General features: G+C 56.0%; 31 protein-coding genes, 1 other RNA gene and 1 other annotated feature. Of the genes, 15 read left to right on the top strand and 17 right to left on the bottom strand.

Annotated elements, in window-relative coordinates; genetic code table 11:
- Positions 1 to 32: 32 nt before the first annotated feature.
- Both yfiH and rluD read right to left on the bottom strand, forming a co-directional pair.
- Complete coding sequence (yfiH, locus tag KB890_RS20710) at positions 33 to 764, bottom strand: purine nucleoside phosphorylase YfiH (protein ID WP_004180948.1); 732 nt, start codon at positions 762 to 764, stop codon at positions 33 to 35.
- On the bottom strand, positions 761 to 1,741 hold the full coding sequence (rluD, locus tag KB890_RS20705) for a 23S rRNA pseudouridine(1911/1915/1917) synthase RluD (RefSeq protein WP_002914110.1): 981 nt from the start codon (positions 1,739 to 1,741) through the stop codon (positions 761 to 763). Before rluD ends, yfiH begins: the two co-directional genes overlap by 4 nt.
- A gap of 131 nt (positions 1,742 to 1,872) precedes the next feature.
- On the opposite strand from rluD, the gene bamD reads away from it, so the two are divergent.
- From bamD to pheA, 4 genes are all read left to right on the top strand, one after another.
- Complete coding sequence (gene bamD, locus KB890_RS20700) at positions 1,873 to 2,610, top strand: outer membrane protein assembly factor BamD (protein ID WP_004145664.1); 738 nt, start codon at positions 1,873 to 1,875, stop codon at positions 2,608 to 2,610.
- A 270-nt stretch (positions 2,611 to 2,880) separates the two neighbouring features.
- Entirely contained in the window at positions 2,881 to 3,216 is a 336-nt protein-coding gene (gene raiA, locus KB890_RS20695) for a ribosome-associated translation inhibitor RaiA (protein ID WP_002914111.1), read from the top strand.
- A 105-nt stretch (positions 3,217 to 3,321) separates the two neighbouring features.
- Positions 3,322 to 3,446: a sequence feature (Phe leader region), on the top strand.
- Positions 3,323 to 3,370 carry a pheA operon leader peptide PheL gene (gene pheL / locus KB890_RS20690; RefSeq protein ID WP_100250063.1) on the top strand — a complete coding sequence of 16 codons (48 nt, stop codon included), beginning with the start codon at positions 3,323 to 3,325 and terminating at the stop codon, positions 3,368 to 3,370. It overlaps the preceding feature by 48 nt.
- 24 nt (positions 3,447 to 3,470) lie before the next feature.
- Positions 3,471 to 4,631, top strand: coding sequence for a bifunctional chorismate mutase/prephenate dehydratase (pheA, locus tag KB890_RS20685; protein ID WP_004150975.1), 1,161 nt, complete (start codon positions 3,471 to 3,473; stop codon positions 4,629 to 4,631).
- On the opposite strand, the gene KB890_RS20680 is transcribed toward pheA, so the two are convergent.
- The 3 genes from KB890_RS20680 to aroF all read right to left on the bottom strand — a co-directional run bounded on the left by KB890_RS20680 (position 4,628) and on the right by aroF (position 7,764).
- Complete coding sequence (locus KB890_RS20680; protein ID WP_004174805.1) at positions 4,628 to 5,500, bottom strand: SMP-30/gluconolactonase/LRE family protein; 873 nt, start codon at positions 5,498 to 5,500, stop codon at positions 4,628 to 4,630. The two genes, pheA and KB890_RS20680, sit on opposite strands and share 4 nt — an antisense overlap.
- A 62-nt stretch (positions 5,501 to 5,562) precedes the next feature.
- Positions 5,563 to 6,684, bottom strand: coding sequence for a bifunctional chorismate mutase/prephenate dehydrogenase (gene tyrA, locus KB890_RS20675; protein ID WP_002914113.1), 1,122 nt, complete (start codon positions 6,682 to 6,684; stop codon positions 5,563 to 5,565).
- A gap of 9 nt (positions 6,685 to 6,693) precedes the next feature.
- Complete coding sequence (gene aroF / locus KB890_RS20670; protein ID WP_002914114.1) at positions 6,694 to 7,764, bottom strand: 3-deoxy-7-phosphoheptulonate synthase AroF; 1,071 nt, start codon at positions 7,762 to 7,764, stop codon at positions 6,694 to 6,696.
- Positions 7,765 to 8,106: 342 nt separating this feature from the next.
- Between aroF and KB890_RS20665 the strand changes: the two genes are divergently transcribed.
- From KB890_RS20665 to KB890_RS20655, 3 genes are read left to right on the top strand one after another with little or no spacing between them, the layout of a single operon-like run.
- Positions 8,107 to 8,616 (top strand): regulatory sequestration protein YfiR, encoded by a 510-nt coding sequence (locus KB890_RS20665; protein WP_004174804.1) that lies wholly within the window; start codon positions 8,107 to 8,109, stop codon positions 8,614 to 8,616.
- The gene (gene dgcN / locus KB890_RS20660) at positions 8,609 to 9,832 is read left to right on the top strand and encodes a diguanylate cyclase DgcN/YfiN (protein ID WP_004180950.1); all 1,224 of its coding nucleotides are present in this window, start codon (positions 8,609 to 8,611) and stop codon (positions 9,830 to 9,832) included. Before KB890_RS20665 ends, dgcN begins: the two co-directional genes overlap by 8 nt.
- A gap of 13 nt (positions 9,833 to 9,845) precedes the next feature.
- A complete protein-coding gene (locus KB890_RS20655; RefSeq protein ID WP_004145671.1) occupies positions 9,846 to 10,328 on the top strand; it encodes an OmpA family protein in 483 nt (160 codons plus the stop codon).
- Between the two features lie 8 nt (positions 10,329 to 10,336).
- Here the strand turns inward: KB890_RS20655 and KB890_RS20650 are convergent, their stop codons facing one another.
- From KB890_RS20650 to ffh, 7 genes are all read right to left on the bottom strand, one after another.
- Entirely contained in the window at positions 10,337 to 11,707 is a 1,371-nt protein-coding gene (locus KB890_RS20650) for a PepSY-associated TM helix domain-containing protein (protein ID WP_004180951.1), read from the bottom strand.
- 56 nt (positions 11,708 to 11,763) lie between these two features.
- Positions 11,764 to 12,222, bottom strand: coding sequence for a DUF2946 domain-containing protein (locus KB890_RS20645; protein ID WP_002914119.1), 459 nt, complete (start codon positions 12,220 to 12,222; stop codon positions 11,764 to 11,766).
- A gap of 119 nt (positions 12,223 to 12,341) precedes the next feature.
- Positions 12,342 to 12,689, bottom strand: coding sequence for a 50S ribosomal protein L19 (gene rplS / locus KB890_RS20640; RefSeq protein WP_002914145.1), 348 nt, complete (start codon positions 12,687 to 12,689; stop codon positions 12,342 to 12,344).
- Positions 12,690 to 12,728: 39 nt separating this feature from the next.
- The gene (trmD, locus tag KB890_RS20635) at positions 12,729 to 13,496 is read right to left on the bottom strand and encodes a tRNA (guanosine(37)-N1)-methyltransferase TrmD (protein WP_002914147.1); all 768 of its coding nucleotides are present in this window, start codon (positions 13,494 to 13,496) and stop codon (positions 12,729 to 12,731) included.
- Between the two features lie 31 nt (positions 13,497 to 13,527).
- Complete coding sequence (gene rimM / locus KB890_RS20630; RefSeq protein ID WP_004180952.1) at positions 13,528 to 14,076, bottom strand: ribosome maturation factor RimM; 549 nt, start codon at positions 14,074 to 14,076, stop codon at positions 13,528 to 13,530.
- A gap of 18 nt (positions 14,077 to 14,094) precedes the next feature.
- Entirely contained in the window at positions 14,095 to 14,343 is a 249-nt protein-coding gene (gene rpsP, locus KB890_RS20625; RefSeq protein ID WP_002914149.1) for a 30S ribosomal protein S16, read from the bottom strand.
- 259 nt (positions 14,344 to 14,602) lie between these two features.
- The gene (ffh, locus tag KB890_RS20620; RefSeq protein ID WP_002914152.1) at positions 14,603 to 15,967 is read right to left on the bottom strand and encodes a signal recognition particle protein; all 1,365 of its coding nucleotides are present in this window, start codon (positions 15,965 to 15,967) and stop codon (positions 14,603 to 14,605) included.
- A 163-nt stretch (positions 15,968 to 16,130) separates the two neighbouring features.
- Between ffh and KB890_RS20615 the strand changes: the two genes are divergently transcribed.
- Together KB890_RS20615 and KB890_RS20610 are read left to right on the top strand one after the other, a co-directional pair.
- Entirely contained in the window at positions 16,131 to 16,922 is a 792-nt protein-coding gene (locus KB890_RS20615; RefSeq protein WP_002914153.1) for a cytochrome C assembly family protein, read from the top strand.
- 19 nt (positions 16,923 to 16,941) lie between these two features.
- Positions 16,942 to 18,228 (top strand): HlyC/CorC family transporter, encoded by a 1,287-nt coding sequence (locus KB890_RS20610; RefSeq protein ID WP_004149392.1) that lies wholly within the window; start codon positions 16,942 to 16,944, stop codon positions 18,226 to 18,228.
- A 119-nt stretch (positions 18,229 to 18,347) separates the two neighbouring features.
- Here the strand turns inward: KB890_RS20610 and grpE are convergent, their stop codons facing one another.
- Positions 18,348 to 18,938, bottom strand: coding sequence for a nucleotide exchange factor GrpE (gene grpE / locus KB890_RS20605; RefSeq protein ID WP_002914155.1), 591 nt, complete (start codon positions 18,936 to 18,938; stop codon positions 18,348 to 18,350).
- Positions 18,939 to 19,062: 124 nt separating this feature from the next.
- Between grpE and nadK the strand changes: the two genes are divergently transcribed.
- From nadK to bamE, 3 genes are all read left to right on the top strand, one after another.
- Complete coding sequence (gene nadK, locus KB890_RS20600) at positions 19,063 to 19,941, top strand: NAD(+) kinase (protein WP_002914158.1); 879 nt, start codon at positions 19,063 to 19,065, stop codon at positions 19,939 to 19,941.
- An 86-nt stretch (positions 19,942 to 20,027) separates the two neighbouring features.
- Positions 20,028 to 21,689 carry a DNA repair protein RecN gene (recN, locus tag KB890_RS20595; protein WP_022631376.1) on the top strand — a complete coding sequence of 554 codons (1,662 nt, stop codon included), beginning with the start codon at positions 20,028 to 20,030 and terminating at the stop codon, positions 21,687 to 21,689.
- Positions 21,690 to 21,836: 147 nt separating this feature from the next.
- Positions 21,837 to 22,178 carry an outer membrane protein assembly factor BamE gene (gene bamE / locus KB890_RS20590; RefSeq protein WP_002914160.1) on the top strand — a complete coding sequence of 114 codons (342 nt, stop codon included), beginning with the start codon at positions 21,837 to 21,839 and terminating at the stop codon, positions 22,176 to 22,178.
- Between the two features lie 66 nt (positions 22,179 to 22,244).
- Here the strand turns inward: bamE and KB890_RS20585 are convergent, their stop codons facing one another.
- Together KB890_RS20585 and KB890_RS20580 are read right to left on the bottom strand one after the other, a co-directional pair.
- A complete protein-coding gene (locus KB890_RS20585) occupies positions 22,245 to 22,535 on the bottom strand; it encodes an RnfH family protein (RefSeq protein ID WP_004145682.1) in 291 nt (96 codons plus the stop codon).
- On the bottom strand, positions 22,525 to 22,962 hold the full coding sequence (locus tag KB890_RS20580; RefSeq protein ID WP_004180955.1) for a type II toxin-antitoxin system RatA family toxin: 438 nt from the start codon (positions 22,960 to 22,962) through the stop codon (positions 22,525 to 22,527). Before KB890_RS20580 ends, KB890_RS20585 begins: the two co-directional genes overlap by 11 nt.
- Positions 22,963 to 23,111: 149 nt before the next feature.
- On the opposite strand from KB890_RS20580, the gene smpB reads away from it, so the two are divergent.
- The 3 genes from smpB to KB890_RS20565 all read left to right on the top strand — a co-directional run bounded on the left by smpB (position 23,112) and on the right by KB890_RS20565 (position 24,575).
- A complete protein-coding gene (smpB, locus tag KB890_RS20575) occupies positions 23,112 to 23,594 on the top strand; it encodes an SsrA-binding protein SmpB (protein WP_002914164.1) in 483 nt (160 codons plus the stop codon).
- A 144-nt stretch (positions 23,595 to 23,738) separates the two neighbouring features.
- Positions 23,739 to 24,101, top strand: a transfer-messenger RNA (tmRNA) gene (gene ssrA, locus KB890_RS20570).
- A gap of 96 nt (positions 24,102 to 24,197) precedes the next feature.
- Entirely contained in the window at positions 24,198 to 24,575 is a 378-nt protein-coding gene (locus tag KB890_RS20565) for a hypothetical protein (protein ID WP_023318902.1), read from the top strand.
- Between the two features lie 27 nt (positions 24,576 to 24,602).
- On the opposite strand, the gene KB890_RS20560 is transcribed toward KB890_RS20565, so the two are convergent.
- Together KB890_RS20560 and KB890_RS20555 are read right to left on the bottom strand one after the other, a co-directional pair.
- On the bottom strand, positions 24,603 to 24,821 hold the full coding sequence (locus KB890_RS20560) for an ogr/Delta-like zinc finger family protein (RefSeq protein WP_022631378.1): 219 nt from the start codon (positions 24,819 to 24,821) through the stop codon (positions 24,603 to 24,605).
- A 66-nt stretch (positions 24,822 to 24,887) separates the two neighbouring features.
- Positions 24,888 to 25,976 carry a phage late control D family protein gene (locus KB890_RS20555; protein ID WP_258237281.1) on the bottom strand — a complete coding sequence of 363 codons (1,089 nt, stop codon included), beginning with the start codon at positions 25,974 to 25,976 and terminating at the stop codon, positions 24,888 to 24,890.
- Position 25,977: the final 1 nt, after the last annotated feature.

Genomic DNA, 25,977 nt, shown 5'->3' with positions numbered 1-25,977 from the left:
GTTTGCCTTCTGGATCGTCTTGATTCTCTAGGTTATATCAGCCAAATGAAACTTGCCATACGACCGGTGGTCTTGTCGCGCCGGTAAGAGAAAAAATCATCCTTTTCGCTTAGCGTGCAGCGATCGCCGCCGAAAATCAGCTCAACGCCGACGTTTGCCAGACGCTGCCGCGCCAGTTGGTAGATATCAGCAAAATATTTTTCGCCTGCCGGACGAAAAGCCCGGTGCGCATTCTCGTCCTTCGCCATAAAGGCATCCCGGACTTCCGGTCCCACCTCAAACGCCTGCGGACCGATGGCGGGCCCCAGCCACGCCATAATATTTTCGGCTTTATCGGCGAAACGAGCAACCGTCGCTTCCAGAACCCCTTCGCATAAGCCGCGCCATCCCGCGTGCGCCGCGGCGACTTCGGTGCCGTCGCGGTTACAGAACAGCACCGGCAGGCAGTCAGCGGTCATCACCGCGCAGACGGTCCCTGGCGTACGACTATAAGAGGCATCCGCGCGTTTCGACTGATAGGGTCCGCCGTCCAGCGTCAGAACCTCGGTGCCATGGACCTGCTCCAGCCAAACCGGGTAAGACGGCAAGCCGCCGGCGGCAAACATCCGCCGCCGGTTTTCTTCGACATCCTGCAGATTGTCGCCGCAATGGGCGCCCAGGTTGAGCGAGTCATAGGGCGGCAGACTCACGCCGCCGATGCGGGTAGAACTACAGGCCGCCACGCTGCCGGGCATTGGCCACTGCGGTACAATCAGTTTCGTCATAACCAGTCAATATCGTCCTTATGGGCTTCAAAATCGGCGCGCATCGCCTCGATGAGCTCGACCATATCCTGTGGGATGGGCGCGTGCCACTCCATTTCAATGCCGGAGATCGGGTGATACAGGCGCAGCATGGTGGCATGCAGCGCCTGGCGGTCGAATTTACGCAGCGCGGTGATGAACTCCTCCGACGCGCCCTTCGGCGGACGCGGCCGGCCGCCATAGACCTGGTCGCCTACCAGCGGATGGGTGATATGCGACATATGCACGCGGATCTGATGTGTACGACCGGTTTCCAGACGCAGACGCAGGCGGGTATGGATGCGGAAATGTTCCATAATGCGGTAGTGGGTCACCGCCGGTTTGCCCATCGGATGCACCGCCATATGGGTACGCTTGGTCGGGTGACGGCTGATCGGCTCTTCCACTGTGCCACCGGCGGTCATATGACCGATCGCCACCGCTTCGTATTCACGGGTGATCTCGCGCAGCTGCAGCGACTCCACCAGCCGGGTTTGCGCCGGAATGGTTTTCGCCACCACCATCAGACCGGTGGTGTCTTTATCCAGACGATGAACAATACCCGCGCGCGGCACATCGGCAATAGGCGGATAGTAGTGCAGCAGCGCATTCAGCACAGTACCGTCAGGGTTGCCCGCGCCAGGATGTACAACCAGATCGCGCGGTTTATTGATCACGATGATGTCATCATCTTCGTAAACGATATTGAGCGGAATATCCTGCGGCTGGAAGCGCGCCTCTTCTTCGATTTCGACATCGATAGCGATGCGTTCTCCCCCCAGCACTTTTTCTTTCGGTTTATCGCCAATGGTGCCATTGACTAATACGCGTTGGTCGAGGATCCATTCTTTTATCCGCGATCGCGAATAATCAGGGAACAATTCGGCCAAAGCCTGATCTAAGCGTTGACCGAGTTGATTTTCGGTCACCGTTGCGGTGAGTTGTACTCGTTGTGCCATATACAGCTTCTTCGTTTAACGTTGGGTTTTACGGCTTTGCCGTTTAATATAGTGTGCTATTGTAGCTGGTCTTAATCGGGAGCAGGAACAGAGATTCTCCCGCATAAACATTTTGAGGAAGTCAAAACGTCATGACGCGCATGAAATACCTGGTGGCAGCCGCCACACTGAGCCTGGCTTTGGTGGGTTGCTCCGGCTCTAAGGAAGAGGTGCCTGATAATCCGCCGAATGAAATCTACGCGACCGCCCAGCAAAAACTGCAGGACGGTAACTGGAAACAGGCGATAACGCAACTGGAAGCGTTGGATAATCGTTATCCATTCGGCCCTTATTCCCAACAGGTACAGCTGGATCTGATTTATGCGTATTATAAAAACGCCGATCTTCCTCTGGCTCAGGCGGCTATCGATCGCTTCATGCGTTTGAACCCCACCCATCCGAACATCGACTATGTCATCTATATGCGCGGCCTGACCAACATGGCCCTGGATGACAGCGCGCTTCAGGGCTTCTTCGGCGTTGATCGCTCCGACCGCGATCCGCAGCACGCGCGCGATGCCTTCAATGACTTCTCCAAACTGGTGCGTGGTTATCCGAACAGCCAGTACGCCACTGACGCCTATAAACGCATGGTGTTCCTGAAAGATCGTCTGGCCAAATATGAGCTGTCGGTCGTGGATTACTACACCGATCGTGGCGCATGGGTTGCCGTGGTTAACCGTGTGGAAGGGATGATGCGTAATTATCCGGATACCCAGGCCACCCGCGATGCCCTGCCGAAGATGGAAAACGCCTATCGTCAGATGCAAATGAACGCTCAGGCGGACAAAGTCGCGAAGATTATCGCCGCGAACAGCAAGAACACCTGAGCCTGACTCATCGATCGCAAACGGCAGCCACTGGCTGCCGTTTTTTTATACGTTTCCCGACGAGCTGAAGCGGTTTAGCGCCGGGTTAACTCATCAAATATGGCCTGCTTTATCGGGTTCGACAAGTAAAATCTCACTTCTTCCTGCCCTGTCTCACAAAATGAATTTGTTGACAAAAAGTGACAATAAAATGTGATTTAGATCACACATTTTGACATTGGGAAAGGTATGCTGGATTCACCAAGACGGGAAAGACAAGAGGTAAAATTTATGACAATGAACATTACCAGTAAACAAATGGAAATTACTCCGGCAATCCGCCAGCATGTCGCAGACCGTCTCGCCAAACTGGATAAGTGGCAAACTCATTTAATCAACCCGCACATCATTCTGTCTAAGGAGCCGCAGGGTTTTATCGCTGATGCAACCATCAACACGCCAAACGGCCATCTGGTTGCCAGTGCGCGTCATGAAGATATGTACGCCGCCATTAACGAATTGATCAACAAGCTGGAACGGCAGCTCAATAAAGTGCAACACAAAGGGGAAGCCCGCCGCGCCGCGACGTCGGTGAAAGAGGCAGGCTTTGTGGAAGAAGAAGAGTAATCCTTAACTTAAGTTGTGTCATGCCACGCGCCTTCGGGCGCGTTTTTTATTGACAGAGTGAAAACAGTACAGGTACTGTAATCCCCACTACCTAAAGGAATTTACCATGAAACTTGTCCCGTTCTTCTTCGCATTCTTTTTTACCTTCCCCTGACCGGGAGGCAATTCGTCGTATAAGAAAGAATGCGAAGACGAACAATAAGGCCTCCCACCCGGGAGGCCTTTTTTATTTGATAACAACAAAGGCAACATCTATGACCGAGGAAAACCCATTACTGGCGCTGCGCGATAAGATAAGCGCCCTGGACGAGAAGCTGCTTGCTCTGCTGGCGGAGCGCCGCGGACTGGCTGTTGAGGTTGGAAAAGCCAAACTGGCCTCCCATCGTCCGGTGCGTGATATTGACCGCGAACGCGATCTGCTGGAGCGCCTGATGACTATCGGCAAGCGCCATAATCTGGATGCGCACTATATCACCCGCCTGTTCCAGCTGATTATCGAAGACTCTGTTCTTACCCAGCAAACCCTGCTGCAGCAGCATCTGAATAAAATTAACCCGCATTCGGCCCGCGTGGCGTTCCTCGGTCCCAAGGGCTCTTACTCGCATCTGGCGGCGCGTCAGTACGCCGCTCGCCACTTTGAGCAGTTTATTGAGAGCGGCTGCGCGAAGTTCGCCGATATTTTTAATCAGGTAGAAACCGGCCAGGCCGATTACGCGGTGGTGCCGATTGAAAACACCAGCTCCGGCGGGATCAACGACGTCTACGATCTGCTGCAGCACACCAGCCTGTCGATCGTTGGCGAGCTGACGATCCCTATCGATCATTGCGTACTGGTGAGCACCTCGACGGATGCCGATAAAATTCAGACCGTTTACAGCCATCCGCAGCCGTTCCAGCAGTGCAGCCAGTACCTGAGCCGCTACCCGCACTGGAAGATTGAGTATACCGAGAGCACCTCGGCGGCAATGGAAAAAGTGGCGCAGGCGAACTCCCCGGCCGTCGCGGCCCTGGGTAGCGAAGCGGGCGGCGCTCTGTATGGTCTGCAGGTGCTGGAGCACTGCCAGGCCAACCAGACGCAGAACATCACGCGCTTCCTCGTCCTGGCGCGCAAAGCGGTGAACGTCTCCGATCAGGTGCCGGCCAAGACCACGCTGTTAATGGCGACCGGTCAGCAGGCGGGCGCCCTGGTGGAAGCCCTGCTGGTGCTGCGCAACCACAATCTGATCATGACCAAACTGGAATCCCGCCCGATCCACGGCAATCCCTGGGAAGAGATGTTTTATCTCGATATTCAGGCCAACCTGGATTCGCTGCCCATGCGCAAGGCGCTGAAGGAGCTGGCGGATATCACCCGCTCCATGAAGGTCCTCGGCTGCTACCCTAGCGAAAACGTGGTCCCGGTGGATCCGGTTTAACATTCGCGGAACGGTAATTTCTTCATCCCTGCCACCGCTACCGGCAGGGTGAAGATGGCGCCTGACAGCGGATACTGCGCCAGCTCATCGTCCTCCATGTTTTCCCGGGTGGTGGTGATATAGAGCGTTTTCATATCCGCCCCGCCGAAGCAGACCATCGTCGGGCAACGAACCGGCATCGGGTAGGATTCCAGCTCCTCGCCCTGCGGCGAGAAACGGGCGATCCGCCAGCCGTCAAACATTGCGCTCCAGTAACATCCCTCCACGTCGATCGCCGCCCCGTCAGGGATCCCTTCGCCAGGCTGAAAACGGCGAAAGACTTCGCGTCGGCCAGGCTCACCCTGCTCATCCAGCGGCGTACGGTAGATCACGGCGTTCGGCGTATCAGAGGTATACATCCAGCGCCGGTCGGCGCTAAAGGCCAGGCCATTGGCGCCATGGATGTCACACTGGATCACTTTCGGCTGCAGGTCGTTATCCACTCGCATCAGCAGCGCGCCGTTGTAATCCCCAGGCCCCCAGAAGGTACCGGCATAAAAGCGCCCATCGCGATCGGTCCCGCCGTCGTTAAACCGCGCCAGCTCCGGGTTGCTCGGGTTATCGCAGACTTTCCGCCGCAGCAGGCCGTGGGCGTCGGTCAGCCAGATGCCGCTGCGCAATGCCACGATAAACCCGCCCTTCTCGCGCAGGGCAAAACAGCCGACCTCCTCCGGAAACTGCAGCACCTGGTGTTCTCCGCTGCGGATATCGTAGCGGTGAATTTCACATTCCATGATATCAGCCCAGTAGAGGGCCTGTTCTGCCTCGCTCCAGGTCGGGCATTCCGGCAGGTATCCGGTGTAGTCAAACAGCGGTTGTGGTTCAGCCATCGTTGTCATTCCTATAAAAAAAGCCAGCGGTCGCTGGCTTTATTGTATACATCTTTTTCGCTTTACTGCCGATTATCGTTCGCCTGACGCAGCAGCGTGCGGCTCTCGCTCTGGAAACGCTGGGCGTAATCGCCAAACCAGTGTTCGACTTTACGGAAGCTGTCGATAAACGCCTGCTTATCGCCCTGCTCCAGCAGGCCGATCGCTTCGCCGAAACGCTGGTAGTAGCGCTTAATCAGCGCCAGGTTGTTTTCCGATGACATAATAATATCGGCGTACAGCTGCGGATCCTGGGCAAACAGACGGCCTACCATCGCCAGCTCCAGTCGGTAAATGGGCGACGAGAGCGCCAGCAGTTGCTCAAGACGTACATTCTCTTCCGCCAGGTGCAGGCCATAGGCGAAGGTGGCAAAGTGGCGCAGCGCCTGAATAAAGGCCATGTTCTGATCGTGCTCAACGGCGCTGATGCGGTGCAGCCGCGCGCCCCAAACCTGGATTTGTTCGAGGAACCACTGATAGGCCTCCGGCTGGCGGCCATCACAATAGACCACCACCTGCTTCGCCAGGCTGCCGCTGTCCGGACCGAACATCGGGTGCAGGCCAAGAACCGGGCCCTGATGCGCCGCCAGCATCGCCTGCAGCGGCTCCGCTTTCACCGAGGCAAGGTCAACCAGAATGCAATCCGCCGGAAGGGGCGGCAGCCTGCCGATCGTCTCCACGGTGGTGTGAATCGGTACGCTGACGATAACCATGCCGGCATCGGCGACGATATCCGCCGCCCGGGCCCAATCGTTTTTTTCCAGAATACGCACCTGGTAGCCGGACAGCGTTAACATCTTCTCAAACAGACGGCCCATCTGCCCACCGCCGCCGACGATGACCACCGGCCGCAGATTCGGCTGCAGGGTTTTGAAGCCTTTGTCGTTTTCGCTGGAATAGGATTCCCGCATCACGCGACGCAGAACGTCCTCGATCAGATCCGGTGGTACGCCGAGCGCAGCCGCCTCTTCACGTCGGGAGGCGAGCATCGCCGACTCGCGCTCCGGGACGTAAATCGGCAGGCCATACTGGCTCTTCACCTCGCCGACTTCGGCCACCAGCTCCAGACGCTTAGCCAGCAGGCTAAGCAACGCTTTATCCACTTCATCAATTTGATCGCGTAACGCGGTCAGTTCAGCAACCATACTTTCCTCTTAAACCAAACGGGCCGCCAGGTGGCCGCGGAGATCCTTATCCAGTTCACGCAGCAGCGCCTCGGTAGTCTCCCAGCTGATGCAGGCATCCGTCACCGAGACGCCGTATTTCATCGCCTCACGCGGCTGTTCAGAGGACTGATTGCCTTCGTGGATATTACTTTCGATCATCAGGCCGATAATGGAGCGGTTGCCATCTTTGATCTGCGCGACCACGGATTCAGCCACGGCCGGCTGGCGGCGGAAATCTTTATTGGAGTTCCCATGACTGCAATCTACCATCAGCGACGGCTTCAGTCCCGCCTGCGCCATCTCTTTTTCGCATTTCGCCACATCTTCCGGACCGTAGTTCGGCGCCTTGCCGCCACGGAGGATCACATGGCCGTTCGGATTACCCTGCGTTTGCAGCAGGCAGACCTGCCCGGCCTGGTTGATGCCGACGAAACGGTGCGGCATCGCCGCGGCGCGCATGGCGTTGATAGCCGTGGCCAGGCTACCATCGGTACCGTTTTTAAAGCCGACCGGCATCGACAGGCCAGAGGCCATTTCGCGGTGCGTTTGTGATTCCGTGGTACGCGCGCCGATAGCGGACCAGCTGAACAGATCCCCGAGGTACTGCGGGCTGTTGGGATCCAGCGCTTCCGTCGCCAGCGGCAGTCCCATATTGACGAGCTCGACCAGCAGACGACGCGCAATCTTCAGGCCGCCTTCAACATCAAACGAACCATCCATGTGCGGATCGTTAATCAGCCCCTTCCAGCCGACTGTGGTACGGGGTTTTTCAAAATAGACGCGCATCACCAGGTAGAGGCTATCGCTGACCTCTGCGGCAAGGGCTTTAAACCGACGAGCATATTCAATCGCAGCTTCCGGATCGTGAATGGAGCAAGGACCACATACCACCAGCAGGCGCGGATCGCGACCGGCGATGATATCCGAAATGGTCTGACGGGCGTGCGCGATCTGCGCTTCCTGCTCGACGCTCAGCGGGAATTCCGCCTTCAGTTGCTCCGGGGTCATTAATACATGTTCGTCGGTAATATGTACGTTGTTCAGCGCGTCTTTTTGCATGATTGCGATCCTGTGTAGCTCGTTTGCGATAAGGGTTGCCTCCGAGGGCATGACGTAACGATACCACACAAAGTAAAGAATTCAATCCATATTCCGTAAATTTTAATTTACACCAACGAATTAATTGCCACTCACAATGGCGCGATGCGTATAACAATATTTACACATAGGAAAAACAAGCCAAACTTGCGCACCCACGGTATCGGTACTACGAAAAATCCTGGTGAGAATTGTCCCAAAGCAAAGGGCGCATCTAATGACGGGTTTTATTAACAGTGGTATTCTTCGCCGGGCATCGGCAGCGGCTTTTCCCGCGCTATGGCGACTTTGACGGAAGCGTTAATGACAGTATTACACCGTCTTTTATTGACTGTATTTTTTCTCATCGCGGTATCTCCTGTTTTTGCTGCCGGACCTTCAGAACATGTTCGCGCTATTGTTTCCGGGATCGTGACCTACACCCGTTGGCCGTCATTAACAGGAGCGCCAAAGCTGTGCATTTTTGCCTCATCACGCTTCACCCATAGCCTGGCTCATGAAGATCCGGATGCATTACCCTATCAACCGGTGATAGTACGTAATCGTGAAGAAGCGTTAAAAACGACCTGCGATGGTTTTTATTTTGGCAGCGAATCGCCGACTGAACAGTCAGAACTCACTCGCCGCTATGGCCCGAGGCCGCTGTTACTCATCGCAGAACAAAATACGGATTGTTCAATTGGTAGCGCGTTTTGCCTGATCATCAATGACGACCGGGTCCGCTTCTCCGTTAATCTGGACGTTCTGACGCACAGCGGGGTTCGGGTTAACCCGGACGTCCTGATGCTTGCCCGGAAGAAACCACATGAATAAGGACTTTTCACAGACTCCGCGCCCGACTTTCAAACGCGCGCTCCGTCGCATTAGCGTGATAAGCGTGGTGATCTCCATGACGCTGGTCTGGCTGCTGCTGAGTACAGCCTCAATCTTCACGCTCAAGCAGTACGCGCAGAAAAATCTTGAGCTCACTGCCGCGACCATGGGGCGCAGCCTCGAAGCCGCCCTGGTATTTGGCGACAGCGCGGCGGCAGAGGAGACCCTCGCGTCGTTGGGCAAGCAAGGGCAGATCTCCCAGGCAATCGTGCTAAACGGCCAGATGCAGCACTTCGCCGCGTGGCGCCATGAACCGCTGGCCAATAAAGAGCAAGTGAGCGGGCTTATCAGTAAATGGCTGTTTCCGGAGCCCACGGTGCAGCCCATCTGGCACCAGGGCAAACAAATCGGCGAGCTGAGATTGACCGCGCTTGATGAACTGATTAGCCACTTTCTCGGTATCTCGATTCTGGTGCTGACCGGCAGCATTCTGCTCGCCTCGTTCATCGCCCTGCTGCTGACCCACTCCCTACACCGGGGGATCGTCGCCGCCCTGCAGAGCATCACTGAGGTCGTGCATGATATACGTGAAAACCGCCACTTCTCCCGGCGGGTGCCGGAGGAGCGTATCGAGGAGTTCCATCTTTTCGCCCAGGACTTTAACAGCCTGCTGGGGGAAATGGAGGACTGGCAGCGCCAGCTGCAGGCCAAAAACGCGCAGCTGTTGCGCAGTTCGTTACACGATCCGTTGACCGGCCTGGCTAACCGCGCCGCCTTTCGTAACGCGCTCGCCGAGCTGATGCAGAATGAAGTCGATCATCAAACCTCGGCATTGCTGTTTCTTGATGGCGATAATTTCAAACTGATTAACGACAACTGGGGGCATGCGGCGGGCGATAAAGTGCTGATGGAGGTCGCCAGCCGCCTGATGACTTTTGCCGGTAAACGCCATCTGGCGTGGCGTCTTGGCGGCGATGAGTTTGCCGTTCTGCTGCGCGAGGTGCGCTCGGAAGCAGAAGTGCAGGCCCTGTGCCAGGCGCTAACGGAAAAATTTCTTCCGCCATTCAACCTGCACAACGGTCATAGCGCCACGCTCTCGCTGAGCGTCGGTTATGCCCTGGCGTGGGAGCACGCCACCGCGGAATCACTGCAAGAACTTGCCGATCAGAATATGTATCGGATGAAAAACCAACGTATCCAGCAGACGCTGAAATAATAAAGGACTCATTATGATCAGAAAATATTTCGTCCCCGCCCTGATGGCGGCGGCGCTTTTGACAGGTTGCCAGGCTCCTCAGGGAAAATTTACCCCGGAGCAGGTGGCGGCGATGAAATCTTACGGCTTCACTGAAAGCAATGGCGATTGGTCCCTGGGCTTATCCGATAGCATCCTGTTTGACAAGAATGACTACCGACTACGTCCCGACAGCCGCCAGCAGATCACCACGATGGCCTCGCGGCTGGCGGCTACCGGGATCACCCATAGCCGCCTTGAAGGCCATACCGATAATTATGGTGAAGATAGCTACAATGAAGCCCTGTCGCTTAAGCGGGCCAACAGCGTGGCCGATGCCTGGGCGGAAGGCGCTCATGTCCCACGCAGTAATTTAGTCACCCGCGGCCTTGGCAAAAAATACCCGATCGCCAGCAACGACACGGCGGCCGGGCGCGCCGAAAACCGCCGGGTAACGGTGGTCATCAGCACGCCGTAAGTCTTCACTTAGTCGCTGGACTTCATCATCCTCATTGCCGTTGCCGCGCGCCAGCGCAGGTAGTCAACGGCAATGAACAGCAGCAGGCTGGCTCCCATTAACGGCATGGCCAATCCAAGGGCAAACGCCAGCCCAAGCACCAGGCTTCGGGCAGGCCAGGCGAGCGACAGCCACGCCTGCAGCAGCGAATGCGCCGGATCCCAGGCCGCCTGAGGCGGACGGCGGATCCACCATAACCGGTACCCCACCCCGATGGTAACGCACAGCGCGCAGCCAAATCCCACCAGCAGCAGCTGATTCGCCAGACCAAAGAGGATCCCCATATGGAAATCGACGCCCCAGCGGGTGAGCTTCGCCATCAGCGGAAAGTCGGCAAAACGCGTGCGATCCACCACCTGCATCGTGGCGCCATCGATCGCCACCGCGTCCACCTGCGTCGGCCAGCGACGGTCGATCTCATTCACCGTCCAGCCGCGGTCGTCTGACACTGGCAGACGGATCTCCAGCCGGCTGGCGTTCAGCCCCGCCTGACGGGCCGCCGCCAGCGCCTGGTCAAACTGGGCCAGCTGCAGCGCCGGCTGATGCTGGGCCATGGCCATCGCATCCATATGATGTCCGGCATGGGGATCGTGCGTCATCGGCATCTCGCCATGCAGCTGGGTATTGACCTGCGGCGTCAGCCAGCCGAACGCTGCCCGCATTTTGTCCACATTGCCGCCGGCCCATTGCGACCAGGTCAGGCCGGTGGCGGAGAAGAGCAGCATACCCACCAGTAAGCCCCAGCCCAGCGTCACGTGCAGCCGACGATGGTTCTGCAGGGCGTTATTCAGCCGCCGTTTTGGACGCGTCATCGCCCACAGGGCAATGCCTCCGAGCGCGGCCACCCACATCCAGGAGGCGGCCAGTTCGCTGTATAACCTCCCGCTGTCGCCCAGCAGCAGAGAGCGATGCGCATAATCAATCCACTGGCGCAGCGGCAGGATGCCGCTGGTGCCGTAGACCGTCATATCGCCCTTCACCCGCAGCGCGATCGGATCGACAAAAATAGCCCGGGATTCCGACTCTCCGAGACCCGGATCGGCAAACATAATGCGCGTGGTCTCGCCCAACGCAGGCGCCGGACGCACCGCCAGCAGCCGCAGATTGCCCTGGGTCGCTTCTTCGGCCACCGCAATCTGGGCGCTGAGCGGCTGCGGAGTCCCCTCGGCAAGGCCATGCAGCGCGTCGTGATAGAGCCAGTTTTCCAGCTGCGGCGTCGCCACGTACAACGTACCGGTCAGGGCAGCGACAAAGATAAACGGTCCGATAAACAGACCAATATAGAAATGGAGGCGACGCAGCAGGTTCAGCCATGCCGCGCGCGAGGTGCAGGTTGTCATACTTTTCCTTTTTTAAAGCAAAAGAGGTCGTTGCGCGGTGCGCAGATTGATTTTTATTAAAGGGAAAAAGCAGACAACCGCGGCGGGGCGCGGGTTTCGGGGTAGAGCCAGGGAAAGTAGTGCCAGTGCTTTAATACCGGGCGAGAAACCGGCAGGCGAATGCGCCGCAGGAGCATGGCGACGAACAGCGCCAGCGCGAAAAGGAGCCCCGGGACATGGGCTAACAGCACGCAATAGCCACACGCTTCGGCATGGTCCAGCGGCATTTCGTGTCCGGTATGCGTAGCGCCGTCTGTGCTGTGCATCATCGCCATCTTGTGCCCGGGCATCTGCGCCATGCTCGCGGACGAGCTATCCATCATCATGGCGTGGTGCATGCCGGGCATGGCGCTCATGGGGTCTTTTTGCAGGGAGACGGAGATTAGCGGGGCCACCACGATCAGCAGGATCGCCAACAGCGCCAGCCAGGCGGCTCGCCGTTTAGGTGTCGTTTGCTGAAAACTGTTACTGACCACCGCCCCTCCGTATAGAGGGCGTATTGTAAATGATTTACATCACGATGGTTACAACAAAGATAAAAAAAGGGCCAGCCATCTGGCCAGCCCTTTCTATCAGGATGTCGCGAAAGCGAATCTTAGTTAAGACGCTCTTTGATACGAGCAGACTTACCAGTGCGCTCACGCAGGTAGTACAGTTTAGCTTTACGTACAGCACCACGACGTTTAACAGCAATGCTGTCAACTACCGGAGAGTGAGTCTGGAAGACACGCTCAACGCCTTCGCCGTTGGAAATTTTGCGAACAGTGAATGCAGAGTGCAGACCGCGGTTACGAATAGCGATAACCACGCCCTCGAATGCCTGCAGACGTTTTTTGGAACCTTCAACAACCCATACTTTCACTTCCACGGTATCACCCGGACGGAAGGAAGGTACGTCCTGCTTCATCTGTTCTTGTTCAAGTTGCTTAATAATGTTGCTCATAATTTAATCTCTTATCCTGGGTAAACTGATATTGGGGGCTCACGCCTGCCCATCATGTTTATGCTGCTGTTGCGCGTGTTCAGTTTTGAACTCCGCCAGCAGCTTTGCTTGCTCTTCAGTCAGAGCCAGGTTTTCCAGAAGTTCAGGTCTTCTAAGCCAGGTGCGGCCCAGCGACTGCTTCAGACGCCAGCGACGTATCTCAGCATGGTTTCCCGACAGCAATACTGGCGGTACTTCCATCTCCTCTAACACTTCAGGACGGGTATAGTGGGGGCAATCCAGCAACCCATCAGCAAAGGAATCTTCCGTTGCCGATGCTTCATGGCCCAGTACTCCCGGAATGAACCGGGAAACGGAGTCAATCAGCGTCATTGCCGGTAATTCACCACCGCTGAGAACGTAATCGCCGATTGACCATTCTTCGTCAATTTCGGTTTGGATTACGCGCTCGTCTATCCCTTCGTAGCGACCGCACACCAGAATCAGTTTCTGATTCGTTGCCAGTTCGCTGACGCCCGCTTGATCAAGCTTGCGTCCCTGAGGTGACAGATAAATCACCTTCGCGCCTTCACCTGCCGCGGCTTTTGCTGCATGAATGGCATCCCGTAAGGGTTGCACCATCATTAGCATCCCCGGTCCGCCGCCGTAAGGACGATCGTCCACGGTACGGTGCCGGTCATGCGTGAAGTCGCGAGGACTCCAGCTTTCGATGCTCAGCAGGCCATTTTTTACTGCCCGGCCAGTTACCCCGTAATCGGTAATTGCGCGGAACATTTCAGGAAACAGGCTAATTATGCCAATCCACATAGCGCCGTCTTTTACCGTTTATCCGGAGAATTTAAAAACCAGGATCCCAATCTACTTCGATAGTACGCATAGTGAGATCGACTTTCTTGATAACCTGCCCATCGAGGAACGGAACCAACCGCTCCTTGATACCAAATGCATCTTTCAGGTTTGCCTTGATGACGAGCACGTCATTCGACCCGGTTTCCATCATATCGATGACTTTACCGAGGCTATAGCCTTCCGTCGTAACTACCTGGCAGCCCATCAGGTCTTTCCAGTAGTAGTCACCCTCTTCCAGCTCCGGCAACTGCGATGAATCCACGATAATTTCGCAATTAGTCAGTAGATTCGCGGCATCACGATCGTCAACGCCTTTCAGCTTGATGATGATGTCCTGATTGTGGTGGCGCCAGCTTTCCAGCTCAACGACCTGCCACTGACCCGCCTTCTGGATTAACCAGGGCTGATAGTCAAAAATGCTTTCGGCGTCTTCGGTGGAGGAAAACACTCTGAGCCAACCACGGATACCGTAGGAAGAACCCATTTTCCCCAATACGATCGGATCAACAGGTGCTTGCGCGGTGTGTTGCTTGCTCATCATGACCACCGTGACAGATTAAGCTGCTTTGTTAGCGGCTTTGATCAGCGCGGCAACGCGATCGGAAACAGTAGCGCCCTGGCCAACCCAGTGAGCGATACGATCCAGATCCAGGCGAGTTTCTTCTTCCGCACCGTTAGCGATCGGGTTGAAGAAACCAACGCGCTCGATGAAGCGACCGTTGCGTGCATTACGGCTGTCGGTGACAACAACCTGGTAGAACGGACGCTTTTTAGCGCCGTGACGTGCTAAACGAATAGTTACCATAACATCCTCTTGTGTGAATAAAACAACCGGGCCCCATCGAGGAACGGAGCCCGGTGTCATATTAAAAGCCCGAAAATTTTACTGATTTCTGGGGAAAATGCAATCAGCAGTTGATAAGTCTGCTGTAAAAGGCCGTCGGCGGTGCAGCCAGTTTAGTACCAGCGTGTGCGCAACCACTGTAACGTACAGGTAGTACGTGAGGATGGCGAGCACACCCCGGCGCTAAAATGGCAAACAAGATAGCCTTATGCCCTTGTTTTTAACGACCCGGGAAGCCTGGCGGCATCATCCCTTTCATCCCGCGCATCATCTTCATCATGCCGCCTTTCGACTTCATCTTCTTCATCATGCGCTGCATGTCGTCGAACTGCTTGAGCAGACGGTTCACATCCTGCACCTGCATGCCGCAGCCGGCGGCGATACGGCGCTTACGCGAACCTTTGATGATTTCCGGCTTAGCGCGCTCTTTCAGTGTCATCGAGTTGATGATCGCTTCCATACGCACCAGCACTTTGTCGTCCATCTGCGCTTTCACGTTGTCCGGGATCTGCCCCATGCCCGGCAGCTTGCCCATCAGGCTGGCCATGCCGCCCATGTTTTTCATCTGGCGCAGCTGCTCAAGGAAGTCGGTGAGGTCGAAACCGTCGCCTTTCTTCAGCTTGGAGGCCAGCTTCTCGGCCTGCGCGCGGTCAACCTTGCTCTCGATATCTTCGATCAGCGACAGCACGTCGCCCATGCCGAGGATACGGGAAGCGACGCGGTCCGGATGGAACGGCTCCAGCGCTTCGGTTTTCTCGCCGACGCCGAGGAATTTAATCGGCTTGCCGGTAATATGGCGAATCGACAGCGCCGCGCCGCCGCGGGCGTCGCCGTCCACTTTGGTCAGCACCACGCCGGTCAGCGGCAGCGCTTCGTTAAAGGCCTTCGCGGTATTCGCCGCATCCTGACCGGTCATCGCATCGACGACGAACAGGGTTTCAACCGGGTTAATGGCGGCGTGGACGTGCTTGATTTCGTCCATCATCGCTTCGTCAACGTGCAGACGACCGGCGGTATCCACCAGCAGCACGTCGTAGAATTTGAGTTTCGCTTCTTTCAGCGCCGCGTTGACGATATCAACCGGCTTCTGCCCGACATCAGACGGGAAGAAATCGACGCCGACCTGCTCGGCCAGGGTTTCCAGCTGTTTGATCGCCGCCGGGCGGTAAACGTCCGCGGAAACGACCAGCACTTTCTTCTTGTGCTTCTCGCGCAGGAATTTCCCCAGCTTACCGACGCTGGTGGTTTTACCAGCACCTTGCAGGCCAGCCATCAGCACCACGGCCGGCGGCTGCGCGGCCAGGTCGAGCGTCTGGTTCTCTTCGCCCATCGCCGCCACCAGCTCGTTGCGGACGATTTTGACGAACTCCTGACCCGGAGTCAGGCTTTTATTGACTTCATGGCCGACCGCGCTCTCTTTGACGCGGCTGATGAAATCACGGACCACCGGAAGCGCAACGTCCGCTTCCAGCAGCGCCATGCGCACTTCGCGCAGGGTGTCTTTAATATTGTCTTCTGTAAGGCGTCCGCGGCCGCTAATGTTGCGCAGCGTACGCGACAAACGATCGGTTAAATTATCAAACATTGTCTCTCGCCTGAGGTGGAAACGGTCGGTCGCCGCAGCGACACACAAAACGAATGTGGCGGAGTATAACACGACATCAATCTGAATGTGCTGCAACGGTTGGAGCAGAGGCCTGCTAACGTTATACTGCTTCTCTTTCTTATTTAGCCAACAGCCGACACCTATGCCTGTTTTTGCTCTACTCGCCCTTGTCGCCTACTCCGTCAGCCTCGCGCTGATTATCCCCGGCTTGCTGCAAAAAAACAGCAGCTGGCGGCGAATGGCGATTTTATCTGCGACTATCGCCTTGATCTGCCATGCTTTTGCGCTGGAAGCACGGATATTCCCCGGCGGCGAGAGCGGGCAAAATCTCAGCTTACTGAACGTCGGGTCGCTGGTCAGCCTGATGATCTGTACGGTGATGACTATCGTGGCCTCGCGCAATCGCGGCTGGCTGCTGCTGCCTATCGTCTATGCCTTCGCGCTGATCAACCTGGCCTTCGCCACATTCGTGCCTAACGAATATATCACCCACCTGGAAACCACCCCGGGGATGCTGGTGCATATCGGCCTGTCGCTCTTCTCGTACGCCACGCTGATCATTGCCGCGCTGTATGCGCTGCAGCTGGCGTGGATCGACTACCAGCTCAAGAATAAAAAGCTGGCCTTCAGCAGCGAAATGCCGCCGCTGATGAGCATTGAGCGCAAAATGTTCCACATCACCCAGGTCGGCGTGGTGCTGCTGACCCTGACGCTGTGCAGCGGCCTGTTCTACATGCACAATCTGTTCAGCAGCGAAAATATCGATAAAGCGGTGCTGTCGATTATTGCGTGGTTCGTCTATATCGTCCTGCTGTGGGGGCACTATCATGAAGGGTGGCGCGGACGTCGTGTGGTCTGGTTCAGCGTCGCTGGCGCCGGTCTGCTGACGCTGGCCTATTTTGGTAGCCGCGTGCTGCAGCAGTTCGTGAGCTAAGTCTTTTAAGGAATCCTACGTGGAACATATCTCCACCACCACGCTGATCATAACGCTGATCGTCATGGTGATTATCTCTGCCTATTTCTCCGGTTCCGAAACCGGCATGATGACGCTGAACCGCTACCGGTTGCGCCACATGGCGAAACAAGGCAACCGCCCCGCCAAGCGCGTGGAGAAGCTGCTGCGCAAGCCGGACCGCCTGATTAGCCTTGTGCTGATCGGCAATAACCTTGTCAACATTCTCGCCTCGGCGCTGGGCACCATCGTCGGCATGCGCCTGTACGGCGACGCCGGCGTCGCGATCGCCACCGGCGTACTTACCTTTGTGGTGCTGGTATTTGCCGAAGTGCTGCCGAAGACCATCGCCGCCCTCTATCCGGAAAAGGTTGCCTACCCCAGCAGCTTCCTGTTGGCGCCCCTGCAGGTGCTGATGATGCCGCTGGTGTGGCTGCTGAATACCATCACCCGCATACTGATGCGCATGATGGGCATCCGCACCGATACCGTCATCAGCAGCGCCCTGAGCAAAGATGAACTGCGCACGATTGTGAATGAATCCCGTTCACAAATCTCACGACGCAATCAGGATATGCTGCTGTCGGTGCTGGACCTGGAGAAGGTCAGCGTTAACGACATCATGGTGCCGCGCAATGAGATTGTCGGCATCGATATCAATGATGACTGGAAATCTATCGTCCGCCAGCTGACCCACTCCCCGCATGGCCGCATCGTGCTCTACCGCGATTCGCTGGACGATGCCATCAGCATGCTGCGCGTTCGCGAAGCCTACCGTCTGATGACGGAAAAGAAAGAGTTCACAAAAGAGATCATGCTGCGGGCGGCAGATGAGATCTACTTTGTGCCGGAAGGCACGCCGCTCAGCACCCAGCTGGTGAAATTTCAGCGCAATAAAAAGAAAGTCGGTCTGGTGGTCGATGAATACGGCGATATTCAGGGGCTGGTCACCGTCGAAGATATTCTTGAAGAGATTGTCGGCGACTTCACCACCTCCATGTCACCCACCCTGGCGGAGGAAGTGACCCCGCTTAACGACGGCACGGTGATTATCGACGGCAGCGCCAACGTTCGCGAAATCAACAAAGCGTTTAACTGGCACCTGCCGGAAGATGAAGCGCGCACCGTCAACGGTATTATCCTCGAAGCGCTGGAAGAGATCCCGGTCCCGGGCACCCGCGTGCGCATTGAGCAGTACGATATAGATATCCTCGACGTGCAGGACAACATGATCAAACAGGTGAAAGTGATGCCGGTGAAATCATTACGCGAGAGCGTCGCGGAGTAGCGCGAGCGAAGGAAGTAATATCACGGTGGGCTGCGGCCCGCCGTTTTTTTATCTCGCGCCAGCAGCGATGACACAAAAAACGGCCGCCCGCAGGCAGCCGTTGAGCAAGGCAGCAAGCGTTATTTCGCTTTCGCTACCGTCACCATCGCGGCGCGAATAGTACGGCCGTTCAGGGTATAACCTTTCTGCATCACGGACAGCACGTTGCCCGCCGCCACATCTTCAGACTCGACCATCGCAATGGCCTGGTGGACGTTCGGATCCAGCGGAACGTTGGTGTCGGCGATCACTTCCACGCCGAACTTACGCACTACGTCCAGCATAGATTTCAGGGTCAGTTCGATCCCTTCCACCATCGGCGCCAGCTCCGGATTAGCCTTGTCGGCCACTTCCAGCGCGCGGTCCAGGCTGTCGATCACCGGCAGCAGTTCATTGACGAATTTTTCCAGCGCGAATTTGTGCGCTTTCTCGATATCCTGCTCGGTACGGCGACGCAGGTTATCTTCGTCGGCTTTGGCACGCAGCATCACTTCACGTTCACGTTTCTGCGCTTCAGCCAGCTGGGCTTCCAGATTCGCAATTTTTTCATCGCGCGGATCCACCTGCTCAGCCGAAACTTCAGGCTCTACTGCCTCAACGTCGTCGTGCTGCTCCGTGATAATTTCTTCCGGGGCTTGCCCCTCAGGCGTTTTCTGTTCTTTACTACTCATGAATTTCTCCGCGTTTTTTTCGCATTCATCTCGCTAACTTCGCTTATTATGGGGATCAGTTTCCGGGTTTCAAGGGAAGCGGACAGATTGTCACTATTTCATTTCACGCAAGGACATCCAGATCATGAAGAACCATTTCAAGTGTATCGGCATTGTGGGACATCCTCGTCACCCCACCGCCCTGACCACACATGAAATGCTCTGGCGCTGGCTGTGCAGCAAAGGGTATGAAGTGCTGGTTGAACAGCAGATCGCCCATGAACTTCAGCTCAGCAACGTGAAAACCGGCACGCTGGCGGAGATTGGCCAACAGGCCGACCTCGCGGTGGTGGTGGGCGGCGACGGCAATATGCTCGGCGCGGCGCGGACCCTGGCCCGTTACGACATTAACGTCATCGGCATTAACCGCGGCAACCTCGGCTTTCTCACCGACCTTGACCCGGACAACGCCCTGCAGCAGCTCGCCGACGTGCTGGAAGGCCACTACATCGCCGAGAAACGCTTTCTGCTGGAGGCCCAGGTGTGTCAGCAGGATTGCCAGAAACGTATCAGCACCGCCATCAACGAAGTGGTGCTGCACCCCGGCAAAGTGGCGCATATGATTGAGTTCGAAGTCTATATCGACGAAGTCTTTGCGTTCTCTCAGCGATCCGATGGCCTGATTATCTCCACTCCGACCGGCTCCACCGCCTATTCGCTGTCGGCCGGCGGCCCAATCCTTACGCCGTCGCTGGACGCCATCACCCTGGTGCCGATGTTCCCGCACACCCTTTCAGCGCGACCGCTGGTGATCAACGGCGACAGCACCATCCGCCTACGCTTCTCTCACCGCTGCAGCGATCTGGAGATCAGCTGCGACAGCCAGATTGCCCTGCCGATCCAGGATGGCGAAGATGTCCTCATTCGCCGCTGTGATTATCACCTCAATCTGATTCACCCTAAAGATTACAGCTATTTCAATACATTAAGCACCAAGCTCGGCTGGTCGAAAAAATTGTTCTGATTTTCACGGCTGCCTCTTTACTGGATAAAAAACCAGTCTATACTGTACGAAAACACAGTATTGGTTTTTCATACAGGAAGGCAGCTATGTTGGCGCAACTCACCATCAGTAATTTTGCTATCGTTCGTGAACTGGAAATTGATTTCCACAGCGGCATGACCGCCATCACCGGGGAAACCGGCGCCGGGAAATCCATTGCCATCGACGCGCTGGGGCTGTGCCTCGGCGGCAGAGCGGAAGCCGACATGGTGCGTCGCGGCGCCACCCGTGCCGACCTGTGCGCGCGCTTCGCGCTGAAAGATACCCCTGCCGCCCAGCGCTGGCTGGAAGAGAATCAGCTGGAGAGCGGGCGTGAGTGTTTACTTCGCCGGGTGATCAGCGCCGACGGCCGCTCGCGCGGCTTCATCAACGGCACCGCCGTCCCGCTCTCGCAGCTGCGCGAGCTGGGCCAGCTGCTGATCCAGATCCACGGCCAGCATGCCCACCAGCTGCTGACCAAACCCGAACACCAAAAAACGCTGCTCGACGGCTATACCGGTGAGTATGCGCTTACTCAGCGTATGGCCGAGCACTATCGCCAGTGGCACCAGAGCTGCCGCGAGTTGGCCCAGCATCAGCAGCAGAGCCAGGAGCGCGCCGCCCGCGCCGATCTGCTGCAGTATCAGCTTAAAGAGCTGAACGAATTTAACCCGCTGCCGGGAGAATTCGAGCAGATTGACGAAGAGTACAAGCGCCTGGCCAACAGCGGCCAGCTGCTCAGCACCTGCCAGCACGCCCTTACGGTACTGGCGGACGGCGAAGAGGCCAATCTGCAGAGCCAGCTTTATACCGCGAAGCAGCTGGTCAGCGAGCTGGTGGGCATGGACAGCAAGCTTTCCGGCGTCCTGGATATGCTGGAAGAGGCGGCCATTCAGCTCAGCGAGGCCAGCGACGAGTTGCGCCACTACCATGACCGTCTGGATCTCGATCCGAACCGTCTGTTTGAACTTGAGCAACGGATTTCCCGACAAATCGCGCTGGCGCGTAAACATCAGGTGATGCCGGAAGAGCTGCCGGCGGTTTATCAGGCGATGCTGGAAGAGCAGCGCCTGCTGGACGACAGCGCCGGCTCGCTGGAATCCCTCAGCCAGCAGGTGGTCGAACATCATCAGCTGGCGCTGGAGACCGCGCGCCAGCTGCATGCCCTGCGCCAGACCAGCGCCGACGAGCTGACCCAGCTTATCACCGAAAGTATGCACTCACTTTCGATTCCGCACGGGGTCTTCGCGATTGAGGTCGCGTTCGATGAACGCCATCTCACCGCCGACGGCGCCGACCATATTGAGTTCCGCGTCACCACTAACCCAGGTCAGCCGCTGCAGCCAATCGCCAAAGTGGCCTCCGGGGGCGAACTGTCGCGCATTGCGCTGGCGATTCAGGTGATCACCGCGCGTAAAATGGAAACCCCGGCGCTGATTTTCGACGAAGTGGACGTCGGCATCAGCGGCCCGACCGCCGCCGTGGTCGGCAAGCTGCTGCGCCAGCTGGGCGAGTCCACGCAGGTGATGTGCGTGACCCACCTGCCGCAGGTCGCAGGCTGCGGCCACCATCATTTCTTTGTCTGCAAAGAGACCGATGGCGAGATGACCGAAACCCATATGCAGCCGCTGGATAAACGTGCTCGCTTGCAGGAGCTGGCCCGTCTGCTGGGCGGCAGCGAAGTCACGCGCAACACCCTGGCGAACGCGAAAGAGTTGCTTGCGGCGTAAACTTTTTGATTTTCACAGGGTCATAGTGAACAGCAAATTGCCTGCTGACCTGCAGCCGGAGGTTTCCAACGGCGCGAAGGTCTATTATTATCGGCATATTACAGATGAGCCACGTACTGCTCGGGCCCAAAAAGGAATCAAATCACTATGCGCTGTAAAACGCTGACTGCTGCCGCAGCGGTTCTTCTTATGTTGACCGCAGGCTGTTCCACTCTGGAACGAGTGGTTTACCGTCCTGACATCAACCAGGGTAACTATCTGGCACCAAACGATGTAGCAAAAATTCGTGTCGGTATGACGCAACAGCAGGTAGCTTATGCTCTGGGGACGCCAATGATGACGGATCCGTTCGGCACCAATACCTGGTTCTATGTCTTCCGTCAGGAGCCGGGCCACCAGAAAGTGACTCAGCAGACCCTGACCCTGACCTTCAACAGCGGCGGTGTGTTGACTAACATTGATAACAAGCCTGCGCTGACCAGTCAGTAAGGCCCGGAAAAGCAAAAAGCGCTCGGTGAGCGCTTTTTTTATGGCTGATAGCCGGTCTGCTGCAGGTTACTTTGCGGCGCTTTTCTCTGCCCGCTGGCGACGCAGCTCTTTCGGGTCTGCGATCAGCGGTCGATAGATTTCGACCCGGTCGCCGTCGTGAACTTCGTCATGCAGCTTTACCGGACGACTGTAGATACCCAGCTTGTTTTTCGCCAGATCGATGTCATCACGCAGCGCCAGCAGACCGCTGGCGATAATCGCCTGCTCGACCGTCGCCCCCTCGTCCAGGGTGACCCGCTGCAGATACTGCTTTTCAGGCAGCGCGTAGGCGACTTCAACACGAATATTAGCCGGCACTGTAAACCTCTTTGGCGCGCGAAGTGAACGCATGCACCATGTTAGCGGCCAGCTCTTTGAAGATCCGGCCAAAAGCCATCTCAATCAGTTTATTGGTAAACTCGAAATCGAGATGGAATTCTATTTTGCAGGCCTCGGGGCTCAGCGGAATAAACTTCCAGCCGCCAATCAGCTTCTTGAACGGGCCATCCACCAGGCTCATCAAAATGCTCTGGTTGCTGGTCAGTGTATTGCGTGTGGTGAAGGTCTTACTGATGCCGGCTTTGGACACATCAACCGCCGCCGTCATTTGCGTCGGCCCCAATTCCAGCACGCGGCTACCGGTGCAGCCTGGCAGAAAATCAGGATAGGACTTCACATCGTTTACCAGTTGATACATCTGTTCCGCGCTGAAAGGCACCAGCGCAGTACGGCTAATCTGAGGCATAGCAGGTTCCACATTTAAACACAGTGCAAATAATATCATTTATCTGCTGCTAAAAAAAACGCTGTGCCGCAACTCGTGCTAAGATGCGCAGTACACCTCGCAGGATGCGATCGAGGTAACTGTGTATAAGACGATGACTTCAGGACATTATGACTAAGAAAAAAGCCCACAAACCTGGATCAGCCACCATTGCGCTGAATAAACGCGCCCGTCACGAATACTTTATCGAAGATGAATACGAGGCTGGTCTCGCCCTGCAGGGCTGGGAGGTCAAATCCCTGCGTGCAGGCAAAGCCAACATCGGCGATAGCTATGTCATCCTGAAGGATGGCGAGGCCTTCCTGTTCGGCGCCAACTTTACGCCCATGGCCGTGGCTTCCACCCACTATGTCTGCGACCCGACGCGCACCCGTAAGCTGCTGCTCAACCAGCGCGAACTCGACACGCTGTACGGCCGCATTAACCGCGAAGGTTACACCGTCGTCGCCCTGTCGCTGTACTGGAAGAACGCCTGGTGCAAAGTGAAAATCGGCGTCGCCAAAGGTAAGAAACAGCACGACAAGCGTACCGACCTGAAAGATCGTGAATGGGCGCTGGATAAGGCGCGTATTATGAAGCACGCCGGACGTTAATTTCCCCTCCCCGAGGGCCAGCTCTCGCTGGCCCTTACGCTATATCCTTGTTGATGCTGCTTTTTCGTCCACCCTGCTGAAATAATCCTGCGTGATGGGGCTGGTAACGACATTCACAAATCTGTTATACTTGACCTACACATTGGGGCTGATTCTGGATTCGACGGGATTTGCGAAACCCAAGGTGCATGCCGAGGGGCGGTTGGCCTCGTAAAAAGCCGCAAAAAATAGTCGCAAACGACGAAAACTACGCTTTAGCAGCTTAATAACCTGCTCTGAGCCCTCTCTCCCTAGCTTCCGCTCTTAAGACGGGGATCAAAGAGAGGTCAAACCCAAAAGAGATCGCGTGGATGCCCTGCCTGGGGTTGAAGCGTTAAATCTAATCAGGCTAGTTTGTTAGTGGCGTGTCTGTCCGCAGCTGGCAAGCGAATGTAAAGACTGACTAAGCATGTAGTGCCGAGGATGTAGGAATTTCGGACGCGGGTTCAACTCCCGCCAGCTCCACCAAATAAAACAAGGGGTTACGTGAAAGCGTAGCCCCTTTTTTTTGGACCGTGGCGGCAAAATGGCGGCAGACATTTAACCATGCAAAGGACTACTGATATGAAAAAATCTCTTTTGATGCTGTTACTCTTGGCTTCATGTAACGTTTTCGCCGACAAAATCCCGGACTCGATAGAAAATTTAATTGCTGTATTTGACACAAGGACGCATAGCCTGGAAAGCGGAGTACTCTCGATCAAATATAGCAAACAGAAGTTGCACCCTGATGCAGCTGATGCAATGTTTGAAGGCATTTGCACTGACCTATCAATGCATAAGTGGAAACCCGAAACAATTAAGAAGATTAGGTTGCTCAACGTCTCACTTGATCAAGGTTTTGAGATAGATGCTGGCGGTGCTGAATGTAAAAACACGGGCAAGATGACTTTTGATGAAGCGCGGGCTTACAGGCAAAGCTTTATCAAACCTATTCCGTAAACCCTCTTCGATTTGTAGGTTAAAAGCTCAAAAATTCATATGCCCCTGCCCGCTTGTTGCCGGATGCGGCGGGGCGTTATCAATTACACCTGGCGTCATGATGAACCTCACGACGGTTTCGTGAGTAATAAACGTAGCACCGCAATTGATGTTCTGGCACTGACAATACCGCTCTTTTGTCTGGTCTGTTACTCGAAAGCTACTTCGTGTATGCGCCGCATGTCCGCATTTTGGGCAATTCATCATTTCCGTTTCTCCGCCGCCGCCTCTGAAGTCGCGTTAATAATACACAATATCAATATAGAGAACCAATTATTCAATATTGAGATCATCTATTTTCACTTCCAGTTCGATACTGGTCGTAAATCCGCTATCCGGGTTAACCGTGTGCGTTAACGTTGTTATGGTCCATTCCGCATCATCAATGGGCTGTTTAAAGCCGCTGACCTTAACGGGCATTTCCGTATAGAGATCCGCGCGGCCTTCTGCCAGCTGAAGAGAAAATGACGCCACACCGCGCTGCAGCCGCTCCCAGTTCATTTTTGCAGCCCGTTCTGCATTACTGCGGTTCGCATAGGTACGGTTCAGAACCAGCACATTCTCATCCGTTCCGACCAGGTAATCCCCCTGCTTTGCTTCCGGCTCTTTGGGTTTTGTCGTCCTCCGGCGTCGCTTCACCTTTGCAGTTTCTTTCTTTTCCGGTTCCCGGGTATGCAGCCAGTGAGCGATAACACCCGTATATGCTCCCCTGTCAGCCAGGCTAAACCGATGGCTGTCTCCGTCCTTACGGGTAATAGTGATGACCGGCAACGGTTTACCACTTGCTGTTTTCCCCTGTCCCTGCCGGATAAACAGCAGATTACCGTCCTTTACTGAGGCAATCGCGCCATACTGCCGCGCCAGCTTCATTAAAAAGCTGGCGTCGCTTTCGTTGGTCTGGTCCAGGTGATCCAGCGCCATCGCAGCAACAGCATTTCCTATAGCAACTTTAAGTCTGTGCCGTGCGGCAATGTCTTTCACCACATCGCCCACTGTCGTTTTGTGCCAGGACTTCTCACGCCGGACATTCAGCGTTTCCCTGAAATCAGCACTACGGGCACGGATTGTCAGCCTGTCCGGGCTGCCGCTATGCTCTATTTCGTCAACGGTAAACTTACCTTTTGAGTACAGCGGCTCGCCTTTCCATCCCAGCGCCAGAGAAATCACTGCGCCACGACGCGGCATAATTACCAGTCCGTCGGCGTCGTCCAGCTCCAGATCAAGCTGGTCAGCTTCAAATCCGCGGTTGTCGGTCAGTGTCATACCCAGCAGACGTTTATCCAGCGTCTGCGTGGCATCTTTACCTTCAATCACGATCCGAAAGGCCGGGGTCTTGCTTCCGAGGTTGAGTAAATCAGCCATC

The organism is Klebsiella sp. P1954 (genome assembly GCF_018199955.1).
GTDB classification, from domain to species: Bacteria; Pseudomonadota; Gammaproteobacteria; order Enterobacterales; family Enterobacteriaceae; genus Klebsiella; species Klebsiella pneumoniae.
Note: the sequence above shows the minus strand (reverse complement) of the source record. Positions and strands in the feature narration are given on the sequence as shown.